22 protein-coding genes and 3 pseudogenes are annotated in these 21,317 nt (G+C 62.5%); 14 read left to right on the top strand and 11 right to left on the bottom strand.

Features of this window, described 5'->3' with window-relative positions; genetic code table 11:
- Positions 1 to 40: 40 nt before the first annotated feature.
- The 4 genes from trxA (at position 41) to OEG82_RS01750 (ending at position 2,648) form a co-directional block, all read left to right on the top strand.
- Positions 41 to 1,030, top strand: a complete 990-nt coding sequence (trxA, locus tag OEG82_RS01765) for a thioredoxin (RefSeq protein WP_267610744.1) — start codon at positions 41 to 43, stop codon at positions 1,028 to 1,030.
- Between the two features lie 81 nt (positions 1,031 to 1,111).
- The gene (locus tag OEG82_RS01760) at positions 1,112 to 1,792 is read left to right on the top strand and encodes an LON peptidase substrate-binding domain-containing protein (RefSeq protein WP_267610743.1); all 681 of its coding nucleotides are present in this window, start codon (positions 1,112 to 1,114) and stop codon (positions 1,790 to 1,792) included.
- 15 nt (positions 1,793 to 1,807) lie between these two features.
- Positions 1,808 to 2,029 (top strand): Trm112 family protein, encoded by a 222-nt coding sequence (locus OEG82_RS01755; RefSeq protein WP_267610742.1) that lies wholly within the window; start codon positions 1,808 to 1,810, stop codon positions 2,027 to 2,029.
- A gap of 46 nt (positions 2,030 to 2,075) precedes the next feature.
- Complete coding sequence (locus OEG82_RS01750; RefSeq protein WP_267610740.1) at positions 2,076 to 2,648, top strand: TetR/AcrR family transcriptional regulator; 573 nt, start codon at positions 2,076 to 2,078, stop codon at positions 2,646 to 2,648.
- Positions 2,649 to 2,692: 44 nt separating this feature from the next.
- Here the strand turns inward: OEG82_RS01750 and OEG82_RS01745 are convergent, their stop codons facing one another.
- Positions 2,693 to 3,586, bottom strand: coding sequence for an AraC family transcriptional regulator (locus OEG82_RS01745; RefSeq protein ID WP_267610739.1), 894 nt, complete (start codon positions 3,584 to 3,586; stop codon positions 2,693 to 2,695).
- 169 nt (positions 3,587 to 3,755) lie between these two features.
- Here OEG82_RS01745 and OEG82_RS01740 point away from each other — a divergent pair, with 169 nt between their 5' ends.
- On the top strand, positions 3,756 to 4,703 hold the full coding sequence (locus tag OEG82_RS01740) for an SDR family NAD(P)-dependent oxidoreductase (protein WP_267610738.1): 948 nt from the start codon (positions 3,756 to 3,758) through the stop codon (positions 4,701 to 4,703).
- A 37-nt stretch (positions 4,704 to 4,740) separates the two neighbouring features.
- Here OEG82_RS01740 and OEG82_RS01735 read toward each other — a convergent pair whose 3' ends face one another.
- The gene (locus tag OEG82_RS01735) at positions 4,741 to 5,967 is read right to left on the bottom strand and encodes a ubiquinone biosynthesis hydroxylase (RefSeq protein ID WP_267610737.1); all 1,227 of its coding nucleotides are present in this window, start codon (positions 5,965 to 5,967) and stop codon (positions 4,741 to 4,743) included.
- Positions 5,968 to 6,098: 131 nt separating this feature from the next.
- Between OEG82_RS01735 and tesB the strand changes: the two are divergent.
- From tesB to OEG82_RS01695, 8 genes and pseudogenes are all read left to right on the top strand, one after another.
- Positions 6,099 to 6,978, top strand: a pseudogene (gene tesB, locus OEG82_RS01730) (acyl-CoA thioesterase II).
- Between the two features lie 217 nt (positions 6,979 to 7,195).
- The gene (locus OEG82_RS01725) at positions 7,196 to 7,546 is read left to right on the top strand and encodes a P-II family nitrogen regulator (protein ID WP_324288923.1); all 351 of its coding nucleotides are present in this window, start codon (positions 7,196 to 7,198) and stop codon (positions 7,544 to 7,546) included.
- A gap of 19 nt (positions 7,547 to 7,565) precedes the next feature.
- Positions 7,566 to 8,912 carry an ammonium transporter gene (locus tag OEG82_RS01720; RefSeq protein WP_267610735.1) on the top strand — a complete coding sequence of 449 codons (1,347 nt, stop codon included), beginning with the start codon at positions 7,566 to 7,568 and terminating at the stop codon, positions 8,910 to 8,912.
- Positions 8,913 to 9,246: 334 nt separating this feature from the next.
- The gene (locus OEG82_RS01715; protein ID WP_324288922.1) at positions 9,247 to 9,597 is read left to right on the top strand and encodes a P-II family nitrogen regulator; all 351 of its coding nucleotides are present in this window, start codon (positions 9,247 to 9,249) and stop codon (positions 9,595 to 9,597) included.
- Between the two features lie 19 nt (positions 9,598 to 9,616).
- Positions 9,617 to 10,966: an ammonium transporter gene (locus OEG82_RS01710; RefSeq protein ID WP_267610733.1), complete on the top strand. Its 1,350-nt coding sequence runs from the start codon at positions 9,617 to 9,619 to the stop codon at positions 10,964 to 10,966.
- Positions 10,967 to 11,137: 171 nt separating this feature from the next.
- Positions 11,138 to 13,784, top strand: a pseudogene (locus OEG82_RS01705) (FtsK/SpoIIIE family DNA translocase).
- 80 nt (positions 13,785 to 13,864) lie between these two features.
- A complete protein-coding gene (locus tag OEG82_RS01700) occupies positions 13,865 to 14,545 on the top strand; it encodes an outer membrane lipoprotein carrier protein LolA (RefSeq protein WP_267610732.1) in 681 nt (226 codons plus the stop codon).
- Between the two features lie 127 nt (positions 14,546 to 14,672).
- Positions 14,673 to 15,485 carry an exodeoxyribonuclease III gene (locus OEG82_RS01695; RefSeq protein WP_267610731.1) on the top strand — a complete coding sequence of 271 codons (813 nt, stop codon included), beginning with the start codon at positions 14,673 to 14,675 and terminating at the stop codon, positions 15,483 to 15,485.
- A 37-nt stretch (positions 15,486 to 15,522) separates the two neighbouring features.
- On the opposite strand, the gene OEG82_RS01690 is transcribed toward OEG82_RS01695, so the two are convergent.
- Both OEG82_RS01690 and OEG82_RS01685 read right to left on the bottom strand, forming a co-directional pair.
- Positions 15,523 to 15,981, bottom strand: a complete 459-nt coding sequence (locus tag OEG82_RS01690) for a cyclic nucleotide-binding domain-containing protein (RefSeq protein WP_267610730.1) — start codon at positions 15,979 to 15,981, stop codon at positions 15,523 to 15,525.
- 143 nt (positions 15,982 to 16,124) lie between these two features.
- A complete protein-coding gene (locus OEG82_RS01685; protein WP_267610729.1) occupies positions 16,125 to 16,808 on the bottom strand; it encodes a response regulator transcription factor in 684 nt (227 codons plus the stop codon).
- A gap of 151 nt (positions 16,809 to 16,959) precedes the next feature.
- On the opposite strand from OEG82_RS01685, the gene OEG82_RS01680 reads away from it, so the two are divergent.
- Positions 16,960 to 17,517, top strand: a complete 558-nt coding sequence (locus OEG82_RS01680; RefSeq protein ID WP_324288921.1) for a L,D-transpeptidase family protein — start codon at positions 16,960 to 16,962, stop codon at positions 17,515 to 17,517.
- A 9-nt stretch (positions 17,518 to 17,526) separates the two neighbouring features.
- Here the strand turns inward: OEG82_RS01680 and OEG82_RS01675 are convergent, their stop codons facing one another.
- From OEG82_RS01675 to tsaD, 7 genes and pseudogenes are all read right to left on the bottom strand, one after another.
- On the bottom strand, positions 17,527 to 17,946 hold the full coding sequence (locus tag OEG82_RS01675) for a DUF1761 domain-containing protein (protein ID WP_267610728.1): 420 nt from the start codon (positions 17,944 to 17,946) through the stop codon (positions 17,527 to 17,529).
- Positions 17,947 to 18,044: 98 nt separating this feature from the next.
- Entirely contained in the window at positions 18,045 to 18,329 is a 285-nt protein-coding gene (locus OEG82_RS01670; RefSeq protein WP_267610726.1) for a BrnA antitoxin family protein, read from the bottom strand.
- The gene (locus OEG82_RS01665) at positions 18,295 to 18,567 is read right to left on the bottom strand and encodes a BrnT family toxin (RefSeq protein WP_267610725.1); all 273 of its coding nucleotides are present in this window, start codon (positions 18,565 to 18,567) and stop codon (positions 18,295 to 18,297) included. Before OEG82_RS01665 ends, OEG82_RS01670 begins: the two co-directional genes overlap by 35 nt.
- Positions 18,568 to 18,653: 86 nt before the next feature.
- Positions 18,654 to 19,301: pseudogene (locus tag OEG82_RS01660) on the bottom strand (class I SAM-dependent methyltransferase); the annotation flags it as partial.
- Positions 19,302 to 19,323: 22 nt separating this feature from the next.
- The gene (locus OEG82_RS01655) at positions 19,324 to 19,761 is read right to left on the bottom strand and encodes an EVE domain-containing protein (protein WP_267610724.1); all 438 of its coding nucleotides are present in this window, start codon (positions 19,759 to 19,761) and stop codon (positions 19,324 to 19,326) included.
- 2 nt (positions 19,762 to 19,763) lie between these two features.
- Positions 19,764 to 20,057 carry a YciI family protein gene (locus tag OEG82_RS01650; RefSeq protein ID WP_267610723.1) on the bottom strand — a complete coding sequence of 98 codons (294 nt, stop codon included), beginning with the start codon at positions 20,055 to 20,057 and terminating at the stop codon, positions 19,764 to 19,766.
- A gap of 129 nt (positions 20,058 to 20,186) precedes the next feature.
- Entirely contained in the window at positions 20,187 to 21,284 is a 1,098-nt protein-coding gene (tsaD, locus tag OEG82_RS01645) for a tRNA (adenosine(37)-N6)-threonylcarbamoyltransferase complex transferase subunit TsaD (RefSeq protein ID WP_267610722.1), read from the bottom strand.
- Positions 21,285 to 21,317: the final 33 nt, after the last annotated feature.

The following is a 21,317-nucleotide window of genomic DNA, read 5'->3' as shown; positions in this document are numbered from 1 at the left end:
TTGAGCCAAGATATCTTTTTGCAGTTACGGAATCAGACCCATGAGCGACTTTGACAATCCCTACGCCCCGTCCCAGGCCGGCCAGATGAGCGGCACGGTGACTTTCGGCGACAAGCCGAAACCGGCCGCCGGTACGGCCGCGGGCGCGGGCGAGCTGATTTCGGACACCACCACGAGCGGTTTTGCCGAGGACGTGATCAAGGCGTCGCAGGATGTAACCGTGCTGGTCGATTTCTGGGCTCCGTGGTGCGGACCGTGCAAGCAGCTCACGCCGATCATCGAAAAGGCGGTGCGCGAATCAAATGGCCGGGTCAGGTTGGTCAAGCTCAATATCGACGAGCATCCGGCGATTCCGGGGCAGATGGGCATCCAGTCGATTCCCGCCGTGGTCGCCTTTGCCGGCGGCAAGCCGGTCGACGGCTTCATGGGCGCCCTGCCCGAAAGCCAGATCCGCGAATTCATCGAGAAGGTCGCGGGCCCTGCGCCCGAATCATCGGCCGACGAACAGATCGCCCAGGTGCTGGCCCAGTCGCGCGAAGCGCTTGCGGCCGGTGATCTGCAGCGCGCGGCGCAGGGCTTTGGCGCGATCCTGCAGATGGACCAGGCCCATGCCGGCGCGGCCGCCGGAATGGCCGGCTGCATGCTGGCTGCCGGCGAGCTCGATCGCGCGGAACAGTTGCTTGCGGTGATCAGCGAAGACGACCGCAAGGACCCGGAGGTGGCTTCGGTGGTCAAGCGGCTGGAAATGGCGCGCGAAGTTGCCAGTCTTGGCGATCCGGCCGAACTCGAGGCCCGGCTTGCCGCCAATCCCGCCGATCATGAAGCACGGCTGCAATTTGCCAAGATCCTCAATGCGAAGGGCGAGCGCGAGGCTGCCGCCGACGAGCTGTTCACCATCATGCGCATGGACCGCACCTGGGAAGACGAGGGCGCGCGCAAGGCCTTGCTGGAGTTTTTCGAGGCCTGGGGCCCGATGGATCCGGCAACCCTGTCGGCGCGGCGGAAATTGTCGTCGCTGCTGTTTTCCTGACCGGATGATTTGCCGCCGGCCACTTGAGAATTTTCTGCCCCGCCCCACATTTGCGGTACAGTGAACATCAGGGCTAAGAGCATGCAGGTTGGCAACAAATCCTATCGGACGCAATCGGACATACCGGCAGATGTGCCGGTGTTTCCGCTGTCTGGCGCGCTGCTTTTGCCGGGCGCGCAGCTGCCGCTGAACATTTTCGAACCGCGCTATCTGGCGATGCTTGACGATGCGCTGAGCTCGAACCGGATCATCGGCGTGATTCAGCCCGCGCTCGACGAAAAGGCCTCCGGCCAGTCCCCGGTGGCGGATCTTTGCAGCATCGGCTGCCTGGGCCGCATCACCTCGTTTTCGGAAACCGGAGACGGCCGGTATGTCGTGTCGCTGAGCGGCATCTGCCGGTTCCGGGTGATCGAGGAGCTGGGCAAGGGCCGCAAGCCCTATCGGGTCTGCAGGATCTCGCCGTTCCTGGGCGATCTGGACACCAGCGGCGACAATGGCGCCGAAGTCGACCGGCAGGCGCTGCTCGACAGTTTCAAGGCCTATCTAGAAGCCAACAATCTGGAAGCCGACTGGGCGTCGGTGGAGCGGGCCAGCACCGAGACGCTGGTCAATTCGCTGTCGATGATGTCGCCCTATGGCCCGGCCGAGAAACAGGCGCTGCTGGAAGCCGACGACCTGAAGACGCGGGCGGAAACGCTGATTGCGATCACCGAGATTGCCCTGGCGCGCGATTCGGACGAGAATGGGCATGTCCTGCAATAGGCGGCTGCCCGGATCATGAGAAAGACTGCTGACTTTGCCAAGAGTGCCCGTTCAGCCGGCGTCGTTGACGTCAAGATGCTTGAACTGCTGGTTTGTCCCCTGACCTACGGGACCCTGCGCTTTGATTCGGAGACCGAAGAACTGGTTTCGAAACGCGCCCGCCTGGCCTATCCGGTGCGCGACGGCATCCCGATCATGCTGGTTTCCGAAGCGCGGCAATTGCCCGATGAGATCTAGCTCCGGAGCGCCGGCAGTGATGGCGAGACCAGAAAGGTGAGGCCCTGTGTCCAGGAAGGGCGATCAAAGGCGTGAAGCCATCGTTGCGGCCGCAGCCCGACTGTTCTGGGAGCGGGGATTTTCCGCGACCAGCATTGCCGACATTGCCGGTGACGCCGAGGTGCCTCAGGGCAACATGTTCTACTATTTCCGGACCAAGGCGGACCTTGCCAAGGCGGTGGCCGATGTGTTTGTCGAAGGCACGCAATCGCTGGTGACCGAGGCCGAGGCCGCCTCGCCCGATCCGCGCGAGCGCATCCGGTTCCTGTTGCGGCGGCTGGCCCAGTCAAACCGCAGCCGTGTCGACAATGGCTGTCCGATCAGCGCCGCGGTCCGGGATTTTCGCAAGTCCGTGCCGGAAGCCTCGGTCCGTGCCGGGCAGAGTTTCGAATTGCTGGTCAGTTTCATTGCGCGGGAATTGCAGAAAACCGGCCCGAGACCATCCATTGCCATGGCCCGGGCGCGCGCGGTGGTGATCGAGTGGCAGGGCGGCATCGCGCTGGCCCATGCCTTCAACGACATGACCGTGCTGGCCGAAAGCCTGCGCCGCGCCGAACGCAGCCTGCAGATCGGCTCCTGAGCCGGATTTGCCTGCGTCCGCACGAATTCAGCCCGATGATGACATCAGGCCACGGATTGCGGGCCGGTCTGGATGTCGCTCCATTGCCGCGGGGACTGGCCATACATCCGTTTGAACTCGCGGCTGAATTGCGACGGGCTCACATAGCCCACCTCCATCGCCGCCTGGTTCACGGTGATGCCCCCCGCAATTTTCATCGCGGCAGTGTTGAGACGCATGGATTTCACAAATTGTATGGGCGACATCGTGGTTGCCTGCTTGAATTTGCGGTGAAACGCGGCGCGGCTCATATGCGCGCGGGCGGCCATGTCGTCGATCGACACCGGTGCGTCCAGGTTGGAAGATACATGCGCAATGGACCGGGCGATGGCATTGCCTGCGCCAAAGGCCCGTCTGGCAAAATGGCCAGCTTCGCCTTTCAAGATCGCGTAGCAGAGTTCCCGCAGGCGCGCGGTACCAAGGATAGCGGTGTCGGTGTCGTCATCGCCCAGTTGCAGGATTCGCATCAGGGCGTCGGTAAATGCTGCGTCCCACCGCGCGAGCCTTATCCCTTGCGCGCCTGCACTGCCCGCGTCTGGCCGGATCGCACTCCCGGCGTTCTCCATCTCAAGCGCCAACTGGTTCATCACGCGCTGGTCCAGTGAAATCATCACGCCTAACAAGGGGTTGTCCGGTGAAGCTGTGGGCGTCCCCGCTTTCACCGGCATCGATGTCGGACAGCACATGTAGCGGCTCTCGTCATAGATATAACGCTCACCATCGAGCACGGCTTCCTTGGCTCCGCTCAAGATGGCAATCACGCAGGGTTCATACACCGCGGGGGCGCAGGGAACAGCAGCGGTGGCCCGAAATAGCCTGACCCCCGCCACCCCTGTTTCGAAAAGGCCGTCTTCGACGATCCTGCCTTGGATCATTTTCAGGATATGGTGTTTGCTCATGCGATCAATCTATGACCGCCGCGAAGGCATTGGCAACCGCGATGATACAATCAGGCAAATATATGCGACGATATCGCCTGTCTTAGTGGCTATGTGAGAGTTATCTACATGATCAGATCAGCGCTCACCCAACGCACGGCCCGCCGCCGGCGGTATGAGGAACCAGACCATGGCAGACACGACATTCGGACCCGAGGGCTGGACGCCCGAACGCCTCGGCTCACTGAAGGGCAAGACCTATGTCATTACCGGAGGCAATGCCGGTGCGGGGTTTGCGGCCACGCGCATCCTCTTGTCGAAGGGTGCGAAGGTTGTGATGCTGAACCGCAGCGCAGAAAGATCGGCTGCGGCCGTAAGGGAGCTGAAACAGGAGTTCGGTGCAGATGCTGACGTGAGTTTCGTCCGTCTGGACTTGTCTGACCTGGCCAGCGTGCGGGCAGCAGCGCAGGTGGTGCTCGAAACCACGCCGCGAATTGACGCGCTGATATGCAATGCAGCCATCGCACAGGTGCCGACACAGAAACTGACAGTTGACGGATTCGAAAGCCAGCTGGGCACCAATCATTACGGTCATTTCGTCCTGAGCGGGATGCTGTTCGACCGCATCGATGTGACAGGAGGCCGGATCGTGGTCGTGGCAAGTCTCGGCTACAAGCTGGGAAGCAGAACGATCCAGTTCGACGACATGAACTGGGACAGAAACTACAGCGCCAACCCGGTGTACAGCCAGAGCAAGCTGGCGCAAATGATGTTTGCCTATGAATTGCAGGACCGCGCCAGGGCAGCCAGCAAGAACGTCGACATCTATGTCTGTCATCCGGGGTCGTCGGCGACATCCCTGATCAGCACCAGCGGCGGTCGCCTGACGCGGTTTGCCTGGTGGCTCATGACCAAATCGCCCATGGTCCAGTCTGCGGAAAGAGGCGCCTATCCCGAAGTCATGTGCGCCACCGAAAGTCACTTGCAGCCGCGCGCGCTCTACGGTCCCACGGGTCGCATGGAGTTCGTGGGCCCGGTCGGCAAGGGCACGCTGGAACCACACGCCCATGACAAAGCTGTCATGGCGAGGCTGTGGGAGGTCTCGGAAAAGGCAACCGGATTCAGCTGGAACCTCTGAGCGGATTCCGGCGCGGCGCAGCTCCGGTCACCCCGATTCAAATCGTCTCGCCACGGAGCAGCCGCGGGCCCGAGGCGTCGGGAATGCCGGCTGCCTGCTTGATGAAATAGCTCTTCATCGCCGGCATCCGGTCGACAAGGCCGAGGCCGAAATCGCGAATCAGCCGCAATGGCGTGATGTCGTTGGAAAACATCCGGGTCAGGATGTCGCTGGTCAGGCCCATGCGCACCGTGTCGAAGCGGCGCCAGGTCTGGTAGCGCTCGAGCACGGTCATGGCCCCGATATCGAGCCCGAGCCGGTGGGCGTCGACGACGGTTTCGGCCAAGGCGGCGACATCGCGGAAACCGAGATTGAGCCCCTGGCCGGCAACGGGATGAATTCCGTGGGCGGCGTCGCCGGCCAGCGCCAGCCGCGGCCTTACGAATTCCCGGGCCAGCGTCAGGCCGAGCGGAAACGCCTTGCGGCCGCCCTCGACATGAAGCGCGCCGAGATGATGCCCGAAGCGGCGTTCGAGCTCGGCCTCGAAGACGAAATCATCTTCCGCCAGCAGCCGCTTGGCGGCGTCGGTGCGCTCGGTCCAGACCAGCGAGGAGCGGTTTCCGCTCAGCGGCAGGATGGCGAAGGGGCCGGACGGCAGGAAATGTTCCTCGGCGCGGCCATTGTGCGGGCGTTCATGGGCGACGGTGGCGACAATGCCGGACTGGCCATAGTCCCAGCGCTGCACCTTGATGCCGGCCATGTCGCGAAGGGTGGATTTGACCCCGTCGGCGGCGACCACCAGCCTGGCTTCGAACACCCGCCCGTCGGCGGTTTCGACGCGGGCCAGTTGATCGGTAAAGCTCAGGGCGGTTGCGGCGGCGGATTGGTGGATCGGCAGGCCTGCTTCGGCGGCCTTGTCGCGCAGGGCGGCAACCATGGTGACATTGGGCACCATATGGGCAAAGGGTCCGCCGTCCTCGATCTGGCCGCCAAAGGTCAGGAACACCGGCCGGACCGGATCGGAGGTGCGCGAATCAGTCACGATCATCTCGTTGATGGCTTGCGCCTCGGGATTGATGGATGACCAGACATCCAGCGTCGTCAGCAATTTCCTTGCGCCGGCTGCAATCGCCGAGGCGCGCTGGTCCTTGCGCCAGACCTCGGGCGGGGCAGCGTCAATGACGGCAATGTTGAGCGATGGCGTCGCCAGCTTGATGGCCAGCGCGGCCGAGAGGCCGACATAGCCGGCGCCGCAGACCAAAATATCCAGGGTCTCAGTGGTCAAGAGTCCGATCCTTCCAATCGCGCCGATTCTACAATGGTCAGGCTTTAGCGTGAAGCGCGGACTTTGCAGCGGCGTCCGGACACCGTATACCGCATGTTCGTCTTCCAGCCCACCTCCGCGAAAGAACCATAATGTCGCGTCCTGCCCTCACTGCCATGCAACAACTGGTCTTAGTTCTTGACCTCGAGCCGCTCGAACAGGATCTGTTCCGCGGAACCAGCCCGCAGGTCGGCTGGCAGCGGGTGTTTGGCGGTCAGGTGATCGGCCAGGCGCTGGTCGCGGCGCAGCGCACCATTGCGGCCGACCGTCCGGTACATTCGCTGCATGGCTATTTCATGCGGCCGGGCGATCCCGAAGCGCCGATCATCTATGAAGTCGACCGGATTCGCGACGGGCTGAGCTTTGCAACCCGTTCGGTGGTGGCAATCCAGCACGGCAAGGCCATCTTCTCGCTGTCGGCCTCGTTCCAGAAGGAAGAGGGCGGGCTCGAGCACCAGGCGCCGATGCCGGATGCGACCCCGCCGGAGGACCTGCCGGGCAAGGAGGAAATGCGGGAAGCATTTCTGACCGGCGCGCCGGATCATATCCGCAACTACTGGGAGCGGGACCGGCCGATCGAGGTGCGGCCGCTGTCGCTCGAGCATTATATCTCCGACCGCAAGCTCGAGGCCGAGCAGAAGGTGTGGATACGCACCACCGGCCCGGTGCCCGATGACCGGATCATCCAGGCGGCGATCCTGGCCTATCTGTCCGACATGACACTGCTCGACACCGCGCTTTTCGTGCATGGCAAGTCGGTGTTTGACCGCAGCCTGCAAGTGGCGAGCCTCGATCACGCGATGTGGTTTCACAGGCCCTGCAAGCTGGATGACTGGCTGCTCTACAGCATGGATCTCGCCCAATTCCAACGGCGCCCGCGGCTTCACCCGGGGCAGCCTGTACCAGCGTGACGGCACCTTGATCGCCTCGGTGGCGCAAGAGGGCCTGATCCGGAATCGAACCAAAGCCTAATATTTAGGCTCTCGTTAATAATTGCACAAAAAATAGACTATTGCGTTGCAGCATGCTGCCCGTTTATTTTGCGTTGTCCTGATTTTATCCAGTTTATCAAAGCGTTGTCAGTTTTTTTCGAAACTGGCACGACTCTTGATTCCCTTCTGTTCAGGCAGGCTCCCGGCATGTGTCGGAGCGCCAGTCATTAGGGGCGGCATGGCCGCGGACAAAAAGGATGGGAAACCAGATGAAAATTGTGATGGCCATCATCAAGCCGTTCAAGCTGGACGAGGTGCGCGAAGCACTGACAGCGATCGGCATTCAGGGCCTGACCGTCAGCGAAGTCAAAGGCTACGGCAGACAGAAGGGACATACGGAAATCTATCGCGGCACCGAATATGCCGTGAGCTTTCTTCCCAAGTTGAAGATCGAGATCGCGGTCGCATCGGACGCGGTCGACAAGGCGGTCGAGGCAATCGCGCTCGCTGCCAAGACCGGCCAGATCGGCGACGGCAAGATCTTCGTTTACTCGATTGACCAGGCCATGCGCATCCGCACCGGCGAAACCGACGCCGACGCGTTGTAAGGCAACAGGAGACACACCCATGACACTTCAGATGTCACACAAATCCCCGCTTCGGCTTGGCCTGATGGCTGCGGGCGCATTGGCGGCTTTCGCCGTTCCGGCGTTTGCCCAGGAAGCAACAGAAGCTGCTGCGGCACCCGAATTCGCCACGGCTGCGGAAACAGCCTTCATCTTCAACACGCTGCTGTTCCTCATCGGCGGTTTCCTGGTGATGTGGATGGCCGCCGGCTTTGCCATGCTGGAAGCCGGCCTGGTTCGGTCCAAGAACGTCTCGATGCAGTGCCTGAAAAACATCGCGCTCTATTCTATCGCCGGCCTGATGTTCTGGGTCATCGGCTATTCGCTGATGTACACCAACGTCAATGGCGGCTATTTCGGCACGCCGATGCCCTATAGCTGGCCTGATGCCGGTGCGGCCAATGAAGGCGACTATTCGGTTGCGTCCGACTGGTTCTTCCAGATGGTGTTCTGCGCCACCACCGCTTCGATCGTTTCGGGCACCTTGGCCGAACGCATCAAGCTGTGGCCCTTCCTGATCTTCACCGCGATCCTGACCGGTGTGCTCTACCCGATCACCGGTTCCTGGCAGTGGGGCGCAGGCTGGCTTTCCGAAGCAGGCTTCTCCGACTTTGCCGGCTCGACGCTGGTTCACTCGGTCGGCGGCTGGGCTGCTCTGGCCGGCGCCATCATCCTCGGCGCACGCCGCGGCAAATATGGTGCGGACGGCAAGGTCACGCCGATGCCGGGTTCCTCGATGGCTCTGGCCACGCTGGGCACGTTCATCCTGTGGCTCGGCTGGTTCGGCTTCAACGGCGCATCGCAGCTGGCACTGGGTTCCAACGGTGATGCATCCGACATCTCCCGCATCTTCGCCAACACCAATCTTGCTGCCTGCGGCGGCGTGGTTGCCGCGATGATCCTGACCCAGATCATGTACAAGAAGGTCGATGTCACCATGGCACTCAACGGCGCGCTTGCCGGCCTGGTCTCGATCACCGCTGAACCGCTGATGCCTTCGCCGCTGACAGCCATCGTCATCGGCGCCATCGGCGGCGTGATCGTGGTGTTTGCCGTGCCGATGCTCGACAAGTTCAAGATCGACGACGTTGTCGGCGCGATCCCGGTTCACCTTCTGGCCGGTATCTGGGGCACCTTCATCGTACCGTTCTCCAATCCGGACATGTCCTACGGCACCCAGATCCTCGGCATCGTGTCGATCGGCGTCTTCACCTTCGTGCTGTCCGGCGTGATCTGGTTCATCCTCAAGTCGACTGTCGGCATCCGTGCCACGGAAGAACAGGAAATGATGGGCATGGACATGGCGGAAGTCGGTGTCGAAGCCTATCCGGAATTCACCAAGGTCTGATCCGACCCGGTGACGAATCCCGTCGGGGTGGATGTCCATCCCTGCCTTGGGGCCCGGTTTTCCGGGCCCCTTTTTCATGGAAAAACACCTCTCTCCGCCAAGGTCCGGAAGTGGCGCGCATTTCGGCAGTGATCAAATAACCGTCAGTTGTTGGCGCAAAACTGCACAAAAAACCGACAGACTGCTTGCCTGACGGGCGTGCTGCCCGCTGTTTTGGCTGATTCTGCATGGCAAAGCCCAACTGGCACGGCTCTTGATAGGGGATTGGCAGGTGGGTGGTCCGACATGTCGGATCTCCGGTCGGCAGAAGCGGCACGGGCCGCGGGCAACCAGGATGGGAAACCAGATGAAAATTGTGATGGCCATCATCAAGCCGTTCAAGCTGGACGAGGTGCGCGAAGCACTGACAGCGATCGGCATTCAGGGCCTGACCGTCAGCGAGGTCAAGGGCTATGGCAGGCAGAAAGGGCACACCGAAATCTATCGCGGCACCGAATATGCCGTGAGCTTTTTGCCGAAACTGAAGATCGAGATCGGGGTCGCATCGGACGCGGTCGACAAGGCGGTCGAGGCAATCGCACTCGCCGCCAAGACCGGCCAGATCGGCGACGGCAAGATCTTCGTCTATTCGATTGACCAGGCCATGCGCATCCGCACCGGCGAAACCGACACCGACGCGTTGTAAGGCAACAGGAGACACACCCATGACACTTGAGATGTCACACACATCCCCGCTTCGGCTCGGCCTGATGGCAGCCGCCGCGCTAGCGGGCCTCGCCGTTCCGGCGTTTGCCCAGGAAACCACCGAGATTGCCGCAACCACGATGGACAAGGGCGACACCACCTTCATGATGGTGTCGACCATCCTGGTGCTGCTGATGATCCTGCCGGGCCTGGCCCTGTTTTACGGCGGCCTGGTCCGCACCAAGAATATGCTGTCGGTGTTGATCCAGTGCACCCTGATCACCGCCATGGTGATGGTGATCTGGGTTATTTACGGCTATTCCTTCGCCTTTGGCGGGTCGGAAAGCGCTTTCTGGGGCGGTACCGCCAAGATGTTCCTGGCCGGTGTCACGCCGTTGAGCGAAGCCGCCACCTTCACCGACGGGGTGATGATCCCGGAATATATCTTCATCGCCTTCCAGATGACATTTGCCTGCATCACCCCGGCGCTGATCGTCGGCGCCTTTGCAGAACGCATCCGGTTCTCGGCGGTGATGCTGTTCGTGGCGCTGTGGATCACCTTCGTGTACTTCCCGGTCGCCCACATGGTGTGGGACGCCAACGGACTGCTGTTCAAGATGGGCGCATTCGACTTTGCCGGCGGAACCGTCGTGCATATCAATGCCGGTATCGCCGGCCTGATCGGTGCAATCATGGTCGGCAAGCGGACCGGTTTCGGTCGTGACATGATGGCGCCGCACTCGATGACGCTGACCATGGTGGGCGCCTGCCTGCTGTGGTTTGGCTGGTTCGGCTTCAACGCCGGTTCCAATCTCGAAGCCAATGGCGGCGCAGCCCTTGCGATGATCAACACATTCACCGCAACGGCCGGCGCGATCCTGGCCTGGACAGCGATCGAAACCCTGCATCGCGGCAAGGCGTCGCTGCTGGGCGCGGTTTCGGGCATGATTGCCGGCCTGGTTGCCGTCACGCCTGCCGCCGGGTTCTCCGGTCCGGTTGGCGCCATTGCGCTGGGCGCGGTCGCTTCGGCGGTCTGCTACTACTTTGTCGCCGTGGTGAAGAACAAGTTCGGCTATGACGACACCGCCGACGTCTTCGGCATTCACGGCATCGGCGGCATTGTCGGCGCGCTCGGCACCGCGATCGTAAACATGCCGGGTCTCGGCGGCGCCGGCGGCGAAGATTATGCCGTCGGATCGCAGTTCATGATCCAGGCCTCGGCGGTCGGCATCACAATCGTGTGGTGTGGCATTGCCTCCTTCGTTCTGTTCAAGATCGTCGACATGACGCTGGGCCTCAGGGTCAGCATCGAAGACGAACGTCAGGGCCTTGACCTGGCCTCGCATGGCGAAGCTGCCTATCACGGCTGATTTCAGCCGCTCGAACCAGCCCAACAGACGCGGCCCGGAGTTTCCGGGCCGCGTCTTGCGTTTCGGGCGCGCTCAATCGTTCCATGGTTAATGCGGCATTAACCCCGCAGCGGGTAAGTTCGCCGGGATGGGGTCGCCAGGGCCCAAAACCCGATTCGGACACGTTGAACCATGCAGTCAGGCTCTTCCACTCTTTCGTCAGGCGTCACATCACGCAATTCCGTGCTCGGCGACCTGCTGCGGCGGCAGCTCAGATTCGTCGCCGGCGTGGCGATGTTCGCCGGTCTGGCACTTGCCATTGCCGCATTGGCCACATGGAATGTCGCCGATCCGAGCTTTTCCAATGCCAATGGCGCGGATGCGCACAATGCGCTGGGCTTTTCCGGCGCGGCGTTTTCCGACCTGGTGATGCAGTTTTTCGGCCTTGCCGGCGTGATCGGCCTGTTGCCGGCCCTGTTCTGGGCGCTCGGCCTGGTGCGCAACCGCCCCGTTGACCGGATCTCGCGCCGGGGTGCCGCCTGGTTCGGCGGCGCCTGGCTGACCGCGGCGCTGTTCGGCCTGATGCCGAGCTCGGAAAGCTGGCCCCTGCCCAACGGGCTTGGCGGCGTGCTTGGCGACATGGCGTTGAAGATTCCCTCGCTGTTCACCGGCGGATTCCCCTCCGGCATCGTTGCCGTCGTTCTGGGCCTGCTGCTGGCGCCGCCCGCTGCCTGGCTGCTCGGCTATGGCGCCGGCCTGCTCGGCCGTCCCGCCAGCGACGAGGTGGCCGAAGTCCGGCCGGTCGAGGACGAGGAAGAAGATGATATGTCGAGCGGCGCCCTGGCGCTGGGCGCCATTGTTCATGGCTGGTACACATTGCGCGGCCGTTTCAAGCGGCTGACGGGCATCGCCGCCATGCGCAGGCTGCGCCCGCTGCCCGATGGTCCGCTCGATCTCAACAGCGACTATGAGCGCTCCGGCGGCTCTCCCTATGGCGACCTGCCGCCGACAGGATCGGAGCGGGTCGAGCCCGGCTTTGGCGAGGTGTCGGCAAGACAGGCCAGGCCGGTGGATGATGCGCCGCCCTTCGACATTGATGACGAGGAACTGCCCGAGGGCGTGCTGTCGGGTGATTTCGACGACGAAGATGATGATCCTGCCGCCGACTGGCGCCCGCAGGACGCTCCCGCCCGCGCGCCGGCGCCGGCCCGGCCGGCCCAGGCCTCCACCCGGATCTCGGCACCCGCCGAACGGCCGAAGCCCGGCGCCCGCGTCCAGCGCGACGCGCAAGGCTCGATGCTCGAGGAGCACGGTTTCTCGCTGCCATCGGTGCATCTGCTCAATGAAGCCCCCAATGTGGTCAAGGACACGCTGTTGTCGCCGCAGGAGCTTGAACAGAATGCCCGCATGCTCGAAGGCGTGCTCGAGGATTTCGGCGTCAAGGGCGAGATCATCCATGTCCGTCCCGGTCCGGTGGTCACATTGTACGAACTCGAACCGGCGCCGGGCATCAAGTCCTCGCGCGTGATCGGTCTCGCCGATGACATCGCCCGCTCGATGAGCGCCATTGCGGCGCGTGTCGCCGTGGTTCCGGGACGCAACGCGATCGGCATCGAACTGCCGAACCAGAAACGCGAAACCGTCTATCTGCGCGAGCTGATCGCGAGCCGCGATTTCGAAACCTCCAAGGCCAAGCTGGGCCTGGCGCTGGGCAAGACCATCGGCGGCGAACCGGTGATCGTCGACCTGGCCAAGATGCCGCATGTGCTGGTGGCGGGTACCACCGGTTCGGGCAAGTCGGTGGCGATCAACACCATGATCCTGTCGATCCTGTACCGGATGGATCCGTCAAAATGCCGGTTGATCATGATCGATCCGAAAATGCTCGAGCTTTCGGTCTATGATGGCATTCCGCATCTGCTGACCCCGGTGGTGACGGACCCGAAAAAGGCGGTTGTGGCGCTGAAATGGACCGTCCGCGAGATGGAACAGCGCTACAAGAACATGTCGAAGATCGGCGTGCGCAACATCGACGGCTTCAACGCCCGGGTCGAACAGGCCAGGAGCTCCGGCGACCCGATCACCAGTGACCGTGCAGACCGGTTTCGACCGGGAAACCGGCGAGGCGGTCTACGAGACCGAGGAATTCGATCTGACGCCGCTGCCCTATATCGTCGTGCTGATCGACGAGATGGCCGACCTGATGATGGTCGCCGGCAAGGACATCGAAGGCGCGGTGCAGCGGCTGGCGCAGATGGCGCGTGCGGCGGGCATCCATGTCATCATGGCGACACAGCGCCCGTCGGTCGATGTCATCACCGGCACGATCAAGGCCAATTTCCCGACCCGTATCTCCTTCCAGGTCACCTCCAAGATCGATTCGCGCACCATTCTGGGCGAGCAGGGCGGCGAGCAGCTGCTGGGCATGGGTGACATGCTGTACATGGCCGGCGGCGGGCGGATCCAGCGCGTGCACGGGCCCTTCGTCTCCGACAAGGAAGTCGAGGATGTGGTGTCGTTCCTCAAGACCCAGGGCGTGCCCGAATATCTTGATTCGATCACCGAAGATGATGACGAGAGCGATGGCGGCGGCGGTGGCGGACCGGCCGGAACCGGCAACCTGGCCGACTCGGACGATCCTTACGATCAGGCGGTGGCCATCGTGCTGCGCGACGGCAAGGCATCGACCTCCTATATCCAGCGCCGTCTCGGCATCGGCTACAACCGGGCGGCCTCGCTGATCGAGCGGATGGAGAACGAAGGCGTCATCAGTGCGGCCAATCACGCCGGCAAGCGCGAGATCCTGGTGCCGACCGAAGAGGACATCGAGCCGCGGTGACCGCCATGGCGATTCCCGGCGCGTCATACTGGCGCCGCAGTCTTGCGCGACATCACGGGCACAACGAAACGGAGACAGCAATGTCGAAACTGACCACGTCCACCACGGCAGACCAACATGATCCGGCGCGACGGGCGCTCCTGGGCGGCGGGTTGGGCCTGGGTCTGTCGCTGATGGCGGCGGCCACCGGCCTGCTGGCATTTCCCGGCAGCGCGCGCTCGTCCGACACGGCGCAGAGGCTGGCCGACCATTTTTCCTCGGTCAAGACCATGACCGGCGAGTTCATCCAGTTCGGCCCCAATGGCGAACAGACCGGCGGCAAGTTCTTCATCGACCGTCCCGGCAAGCTGCGCTTCAACTATGAGGCGCCCTCGCCGATCCGGGTGATAGCCGACGGCAAGGCCGTGGTGATCGGCAATCGCAAGCTCAGGACCTGGGATCTCTATCCGCTCGACAAGACGCCGCTCAAGCTGCTTCTGTCGGAACGCATCGATCTGTCCGCCGACACGGTGCAGTCGGTGACGGAAGATCCGGACCTGACCACGATCATTCTCGGCAACAAGTCGATCTTCGGTGATTCGACCATCAGTCTGATGTTTGATCCCAAGACCTTCGAGCTGCGGCAGTGGACCATCCGCGATGCCCAGGGCAAGGACACTTCGGTGATGATCTTCAATGTCCGCACCGGGGTCAAATTCGCCAAGAATGTGTTCAAGGTTCCCTATGAGGAAGTGCACAAGGTGCAGCGCGGCGGCGGCTGAGCCGGATTAAAGCCTGTCATGACGTGTGGATGAACGCCGATCCGGCAGGATCGGGTTGCCCTGCTTCGGCTTATCGGCCAAATAAGGCCGGAGCATCTGGGCTTCCATCCACAAAGGCGATTTCGATTTGGCGTTTTCCGTTACGACCTGGAATATCAATTCCGTCCGGCTGCGGCTTCCGCAGGTTCTGCAATTTCTCGACAGCGCCAGCCCGGACGTTCTGTGCCTGCAGGAAACCAAGTGTCCCAATGACGCGTTTCCCAGTGCGGCATTTCGCAAAGCCGGCTATGAACACATCGCCATCCATGGCCAGAAGGGCTATCACGGGGTGGCGATCATTTCCCGGCTTCCGCTGTCGGATGACCGCCGGCAAACCTATTGCGACATAGACCACACCCGCAATATTTCCGCCGTCGTTGCAGCACCCGGAGCGCGGCGCATCCGCATCCACAATTTCTATGTGCCGGCGGGCGGCGACGAGCCGGATCGCGAGATCAATCCGAAATTCGCCCACAAGCTGGATTTCATCGAGGAAATGCGCTGTCTGCATGCCGATGCCGAGCAGGCCGAGGGCATTTCCTCGATCCTCGTCGGCGATCTCAATATCGCGCCGCTTGAAACCGATGTGTGGTCGCACAAGCAATTGCTCAAGGTGGTCAGCCACACCCCGATCGAGACCGAAAACCTCATCGCCATGCAGCGCGACGGCGCCTGGGTCGATCTGATCCGGGCCCATATTCCGCCCGAAGAGAAGATCTTCACCTGGTGGAGCTATCGGGCGCGCGACTGGGAGGCCGCCGATCGCGGCCGCCGTCTGGACCATGTCTGGTCTTCAGCCGACCTGCTGCCGTCGCTCACGCGCGTTGACGTGCTGCGCGAAGCCCGCGGCTGGGAGCGGCCGTCCGACCATGTGCCGGTGACAGCGCATTTCGATTTCTGAGAAATATTCCGGCCTTATAGAGGTTGCCGGGCGGTGATCAGCCGGCGAAACGGTCGGCGATCTTGCCGAGATCGGCATTGAGAACCGCCAGATTGTCATTGATGCGCTGCTGCACGATGCCGGCGATATCGGGATATTCCTCAAGCATGCGCCGGAACAGCGGCCGGTTGATGCGGATGACTTCGGCAGTGTCGGGTGCGATGGCGGTCATCGAGCGGTTGATCGCGGTCACCATTGCCAGTTCGCCCAGCAGCGCGCCGCGTTCGGCAAAGCCCAGCGCCTTGGCCGCGCCGTCGCGGCCGGTGCGGGTCAGCTCGAAGCGGCCACTGGCAACGACAAAGGCGCAATCGGCCGGCGCGCCTTCGCGAAACAGCAGCTGGCCGGCTTGCAAGGTGCGGCGTTCGGCGCCAAAGGCAATCAGGCGCAATTTGTCCTCGCCGAGATCGCCAAACAGCGAGACGGTGGACAGCAGGGCAATGTCGTCATTCAGGGCCACGGATGATCTCCTTGAGATCCGGTGTCAGGCAGTGCCGCCCGGTTCCGCGGCGCCGGGTCCGGATGAACCCGCCAACCCGCTGCAACCGGGTGAATCGATGCGTCGAGCTTATCACTTGCACGCAGCCATGCCAGCGCCCGACATCAGGGAATGATCTTGTAACCGCCGCTTTCGGTGACCAGGATTTCCGCATTTGACGGATCGGCCTCGATCTTCTGGCGCAGGCGGTAGACATGGGTTTCCAGCGTGTGGGTGGTGACGCCGGAATTGTAGCCCCAGACCTCTTCCAGCAGCACGTCGCGGGTGACCACTTTCTGATCGGCCCGGTAGAGATAGCGGATGATCGCGGCTTCCTTCTCGGTCAGCCGGATCTTGCCGCCCTTGTCGTCGAGCAGCAATTTCTGGCTCGGCTTGAAGGTGTAGGGGCCGACGGTGAAGGTGGCGTCCTCGCTCTGCTCATGCTGGCGCAGCTGCGCCCGGATGCGCGCCAAAAGCACCGCGAAGCGGAACGGCTTGGTGACATAGTCATTGGCGCCGGCTTCCAGGCCCAGAATCGTGTCGGAATCGGTGTCGTGGCCGGTAAGCATAATGATCGGCGACTTGAAGCCGCCCTTGCGCAGCAATTTGACGGCCTCGCGACCGTCCATGTCCGGCAGCCCGACATCCATGATCAACAGGTCGACATGGTTGGCTCTTGCGGTCTGGACGCCCTTTGTGGCCGAGGATTCCTGCGAGATCGCGAATTCCTCATACAGCGAAAGCTGTTCGACAAGCGTCTCCCTGAGATCGTTGTCGTCATCTACCAGCAGGATCGAACGAGCGGTCATGGCGGCATTCCTTCTTCATGGTGTCCCCGGCGCAAAATCTACGGCACCGCAATCAATTCTATCAAATAGCATTGCGTTCCTGTTTAGGCACTTTCGAGGCGGGGGCAAAGTGTTAAATGTACCCCGCAGGTCACAGCGGGAGCACTTGATCGTGAGACGGACGTCATACAAAGCCGCAGCCGAAAGACCCGAACCGCGCAGGATCATGGTCCGCGCCCTGCCGTCCGACCGGTTGAAGGCGGTGGTCCGGTTCGGGCCGCTGAGCTTTCGCGCCGCCCTCGGCCGCGGCGGAATCACAGCGTTCAAGCGCGAGGGCGACGGCGCGACCCCGCGCGCGGCAATGGCGGTGCTGGGCGGCTTTCGCCGCGCCCGCATGCTGGTGCCGGACCGGGCCGGCATCGCGCTTGAAAGGGTGGGTGCGCGGGATGGCTGGTGCGACGCCCCGGCGCATGCGGCCTATAACCGTCCTGTCCGGCTGCCTTTCGCGGCCAGCCACGAAACGCTGATCCGCGACGATGTGCTCTATGATTTCGGTCTCGTGCTCGACTGGAACATCAGCTCGCGGCGGCGCGGGGCGGGCAGCGCCATTTTCCTGCATGTCGCCAGGCCCGGCTTTCCGCCGACGCAAGGATGCGTCGCGCTCGCCCGCGGCGACCTGCTGCGGCTGATGCCGTTCATCCGGCGCGGAACAATCGTCCGCGTCGTCTGATCCTCACCGCTATGCGGACGGCACCCCGAACAGGCCGATCGTCGCGCCGATGCCGATCATCACCAGCAGCCAGTGCAGACCGTCAATCAGGGTCAGGTCCCAGCCAAAGCCCTGATAGCGGTTGTTGATGGTCATGGTGGTGAAAATGATCCCGGCCCAGAGGAAGATCCCGGAGATCACCCCGTTTAACGGCGTCACCTGATCCGTGCCGAGATGGCCGATCACGCCTGCGGTGACAAAGGCCAGCAGAAGCTGGAGGATGAAGGTGGTGATCATCAATGGCGCCATGGCCGGCTTGGGTCCGGACGGATCGATCTTCGCCGCCTTCATCCATGGCTTGGCCAGGGTCGAATAATAAATGGCGCCGATGATGAAGGCGACGATGGCGGCGACCAGAATCGCCAGATAGTTCATGCCCGCGAAATTCATGTGCCTCTCCCTCAAAAGGCCGATCATATCACGGATTGGCCCTCCATCGAGACGTCAGAAGCTTGGCGTTTCCGGGATTCCTGTACGCCCTGCCAGGCTCAAGGAGTCTTCGACCGCTGTGCCTCGACATAGGAGCGCAACACCGCATTCATGCGTGTCAGATGACCTTTTCCCTGGGCTTTGAAAAATTCGAGCACATCGGAATCGACACGCAAGCTGATCGGCTCCTTGGTCCTGGTGTGATTGACCAGGACCGCGTCATCCCAAAACTGCCTTGGCAGGTCAGGTGCGGGGTCTGCATTGACAGAAGGCTGTGTTTCGCCCCGTTCCTTCATCCTGCGCAGGTCGTCAAGACTTCCGCTTTTCATATTCTTCCCGGTCACGTCGACCTCCTTTCCACGCTGTGATCAGGCGATAAATTGCATCCCTCTTGGTATAGACGACAATGTAGATCTGGTTGTCGACCATACCCAGGGCAATGAGGCGCCTTTCGCCGTAATCCTCGCGCGTGTCTTCCTTCTCCAGAACTTCATTTTCAAAAATCAGGGCTGCCTCCAGGAGGTCAACGCCATGTTTTTTGTAAATTTCTGCACGTTTGGTTTCATCCCACTCGAATTCCACCCTAAAACCCCCGGTTTCCAATGGGTAGGGATCTGCAGTAATGTATATACTAAATGTATATACAGTTCAAGTGTCGGAACCTGAGGTCAGCCGATGAAACGAAACACCGAGGTGCGCTTGATCTCGCTGTCTTCGAGCGCCCGGGTGACCGGCACCATGTAGGTGGCGAGCAGCTCCATTTCGTCGCGGGGGCAATAGGCCCGTCCGGGATCGCCGACCAGCACCAGCGCGCCGCGCCGCGCCAGTTGTGTCAGCCATGGTTTGATCAGTTCCGCCATGGCACGGTCGTAAAACACGTCGCCGGCCAGCACGACGTCCCAGCCTTCGTCGGTGCCGACCAGGTCGGAGGGACGGATGTCGAGGGCGACATTGTTCTGCTCCGCATTGAGCCGCGTGGCGGTTGCCGACCAGGGATCGATATCGGCGGCGGTGACGAGGCCTGCGCCAGCCAGACTGGCGGCGATGGCGACCAGCCCCGACCCGGTGGCGAAATCCAGCACCGTCTTGCCCGCTACCAGATCCGGCGTGTCGAGTATATGCCGGGCCAGGCCCTGACCGCCGGCCCGGGCAAAGGCCCAGAACGGCGGTGGCAAGCCGAGCGCGTCGAGTTCATTCTCGGTCTTGAGCCACAATTCATGCGCCTCATCAGCCAGATGCAGCCGGATCTCCGGCACATGCGGCGGTGTGGCCAGCGCCGTGTTGGCGCGAATGAAGCTCTCGGGATCGGTTTTCACCCGCAGGCTCCGGTTTCAGGCGTCACTCCGGCGAGCGCGGCGGATCGGCGAGATTGCCCATGCGGCAGACCTCGAGATATTCCGCCTCGGTGACCGGCTGCACCGACAGCCGCATCGAGGTGACGAGACTCATCTCGGCCAGCTTCGGATTGGCCTTGACCTCCTTGAGCGTCACCGGCCGGGGCATGTCGCAGACGGCGCGGATGTCGACACATTCCCAGCGGGGATCGTCGATGGTGGTGTCGGGATGGATCAGGGCGCAGACCTCGGCAATGCCGACCACTTCAAGACCCTCATTGGAATGGTAGAAGAAGGCCTTGTCGCCGAGTTTCATGGCGCGCATGTTGTTGCGCGCCTGATAATTGCGGATGCCGTCCCATTGTTCGCCAATGTCGCCCTTGGCCTTTTGCATCTCCCAGGACCATTTGAACGGCTCGGACTTGAACAACCAGTAGGCCATCATTACGCCTCCGGGTTTCCGAAGGTCCAGTTGAAGGCGCGGATCTCGGTCGAGGCGAACAGGCCGGCGACCGCATAGGGATCGCCCGCGGCAAAGGCTTCGGCTTCCGCGCGGTCAGCCACCGAAATGACCAACATGCTGCCGATCGGCTTTTCGTCATCACCCAGCAGCGGGCCGGCCATCTTCAACACGCCCTTGGCTTCCATGCTCTTGAGATATTCGACATGGGGCGGACGCGTCGCTATCCGCAGGTCGAGCGAGCCGGGCTTGTCTTTGCAGATCAGGGCGTAAAACATGAAATCTCCATCAGGTAGGGCGTAGGATGCCGGTTCGCACCGGCGGGTCAGATGCGGGCCATTCTATGCCCTGCGCGGCCAGGGGTTTCAATCCCGCGCGGGCCTCAATCCTGCCCCTGTTTGACCGGCTCAGGCCTTGGCGCCGCGTTTGCCGTGGCCGATCGCCGCCTTGGCCGACCCGTCCAGCGGCCAGCGCGACCGCGGCGCAAGGTCGAGCGCGTCGCCTTCCAGCCCGGCGGCGATGCGTTCGGCACCGGCCCAGGCGATCATGGCGGCATTGTCGGTGCACAGATTGAGCGGCGGCGCGATGAAGCGGAAGCCTGATTTTGCGGCGCGGGTTTCCAGCGTGGTGCGGATCGCGGTGTTGGCCGCCACACCGCCCGCCACCACCAGCGCCGGTTCCGATTCGGTGCCGAAACGCTGGGCAAAGCGCTCCAGTGCCATCGAGATCCGGTCATCAATGCTTGAGGTGACCGAGGTCTGGAACGCCAGGCAGAGATCGGCGATGGTTTGCGGCGACAGCGGCGCCTGCTCCTCGGCCATCTGCCGCACCGCGGTCTTCAGGCCGGAAAAGGAGAAATCGAGCCGCGGATCGCGCCGCATCGGCACCGGCAGGCGGAAGCGCTTAGCCTCCCCTTGAAGGGCGGCCTGCTCGACTGCCGGTCCGCCGGGATAGCCCAGCCCCAGCAGCTTGGCGGTCTTGTCGAAGGCTTCGCCCAGCGCATCGTCGATGGTGGTGCCCCAGCGCTCATAATCGTCAACGCCCTTTACCAGCACGATCTGGGTATGGCCGCCGGAAACCAGCAGCAGCAGATAGGGGAATTTCACCGCATGGGTCAGCCGTGCCGTCAGCGCGTGTCCCTCGAGATGATTGATGCCGATAAACGGCTTGTCTGCCGCCATGGCAATGGCCTTGGCGGTCATAAGTCCAACCATCAGCCCGCCGATCAGCCCCGGCCCGGATGTTACCGCCACGGCGTCGATCGACTTTAGCGAAACCTTGCTCTCCTCGAGCGCCTGTTTGACCAGCCGGTCGAGGGTGGTGACATGCGAGCGGGCGGCAAGTTCCGGCACCACGCCGCCAAAGGCCGCATGCAGGTCCAGCTGGCTCAGCACCACATCGGAGAGGATCTCGCCGCTGCCGTCGGCATGGCGGCGGACGACGGAGGCTGCGGTCTCGTCGCAGCTCGTCTCGATGCCCAGAATGTCCAGATTGCCGATGCTCATGCCTGTCTCTGTCGTTGCGCTCGCGGGATGATC

The organism is Hoeflea ulvae (assembly GCF_026619435.1).
Lineage (GTDB): Bacteria > Pseudomonadota > Alphaproteobacteria > Rhizobiales > Rhizobiaceae > Hoeflea > Hoeflea ulvae.
This window is presented reverse-complemented; position numbering and strand designations above follow the sequence as displayed.

Coding starts and splice junctions, on each gene's coding strand:
- trxA (WP_267610744.1), top strand. CDS start 41: ATGAGCGACTTTGACAATCCCTACGCCCCGTCCCAGGCCGGCCAGATG.
- OEG82_RS01760 (WP_267610743.1), top strand. CDS start 1,112: ATGCAGGTTGGCAACAAATCCTATCGGACGCAATCGGACATACCGGCA.
- OEG82_RS01755 (WP_267610742.1), top strand. CDS start 1,808: ATGAGAAAGACTGCTGACTTTGCCAAGAGTGCCCGTTCAGCCGGCGTC.
- OEG82_RS01745 (WP_267610739.1), bottom strand. CDS start 3,586: ATGAGCAAACACCATATCCTGAAAATGATCCAAGGCAGGATCGTCGAA.
- OEG82_RS01740 (WP_267610738.1), top strand. CDS start 3,756: ATGGCAGACACGACATTCGGACCCGAGGGCTGGACGCCCGAACGCCTC.
- OEG82_RS01725 (WP_324288923.1), top strand. CDS start 7,196: ATGGGAAACCAGATGAAAATTGTGATGGCCATCATCAAGCCGTTCAAG.
- OEG82_RS01720 (WP_267610735.1), top strand. CDS start 7,566: ATGACACTTCAGATGTCACACAAATCCCCGCTTCGGCTTGGCCTGATG.
- OEG82_RS01715 (WP_324288922.1), top strand. CDS start 9,247: ATGGGAAACCAGATGAAAATTGTGATGGCCATCATCAAGCCGTTCAAG.
- OEG82_RS01710 (WP_267610733.1), top strand. CDS start 9,617: ATGACACTTGAGATGTCACACACATCCCCGCTTCGGCTCGGCCTGATG.
- OEG82_RS01700 (WP_267610732.1), top strand. CDS start 13,865: ATGTCGAAACTGACCACGTCCACCACGGCAGACCAACATGATCCGGCG.
- OEG82_RS01685 (WP_267610729.1), bottom strand. CDS start 16,808: ATGACCGCTCGTTCGATCCTGCTGGTAGATGACGACAACGATCTCAGG.
- OEG82_RS01675 (WP_267610728.1), bottom strand. CDS start 17,946: ATGAATTTCGCGGGCATGAACTATCTGGCGATTCTGGTCGCCGCCATC.
- OEG82_RS01655 (WP_267610724.1), bottom strand. CDS start 19,761: ATGGCCTACTGGTTGTTCAAGTCCGAGCCGTTCAAATGGTCCTGGGAG.
- OEG82_RS01650 (WP_267610723.1), bottom strand. CDS start 20,057: ATGTTTTACGCCCTGATCTGCAAAGACAAGCCCGGCTCGCTCGACCTG.
- tsaD (WP_267610722.1), bottom strand. CDS start 21,284: ATGAGCATCGGCAATCTGGACATTCTGGGCATCGAGACGAGCTGCGAC.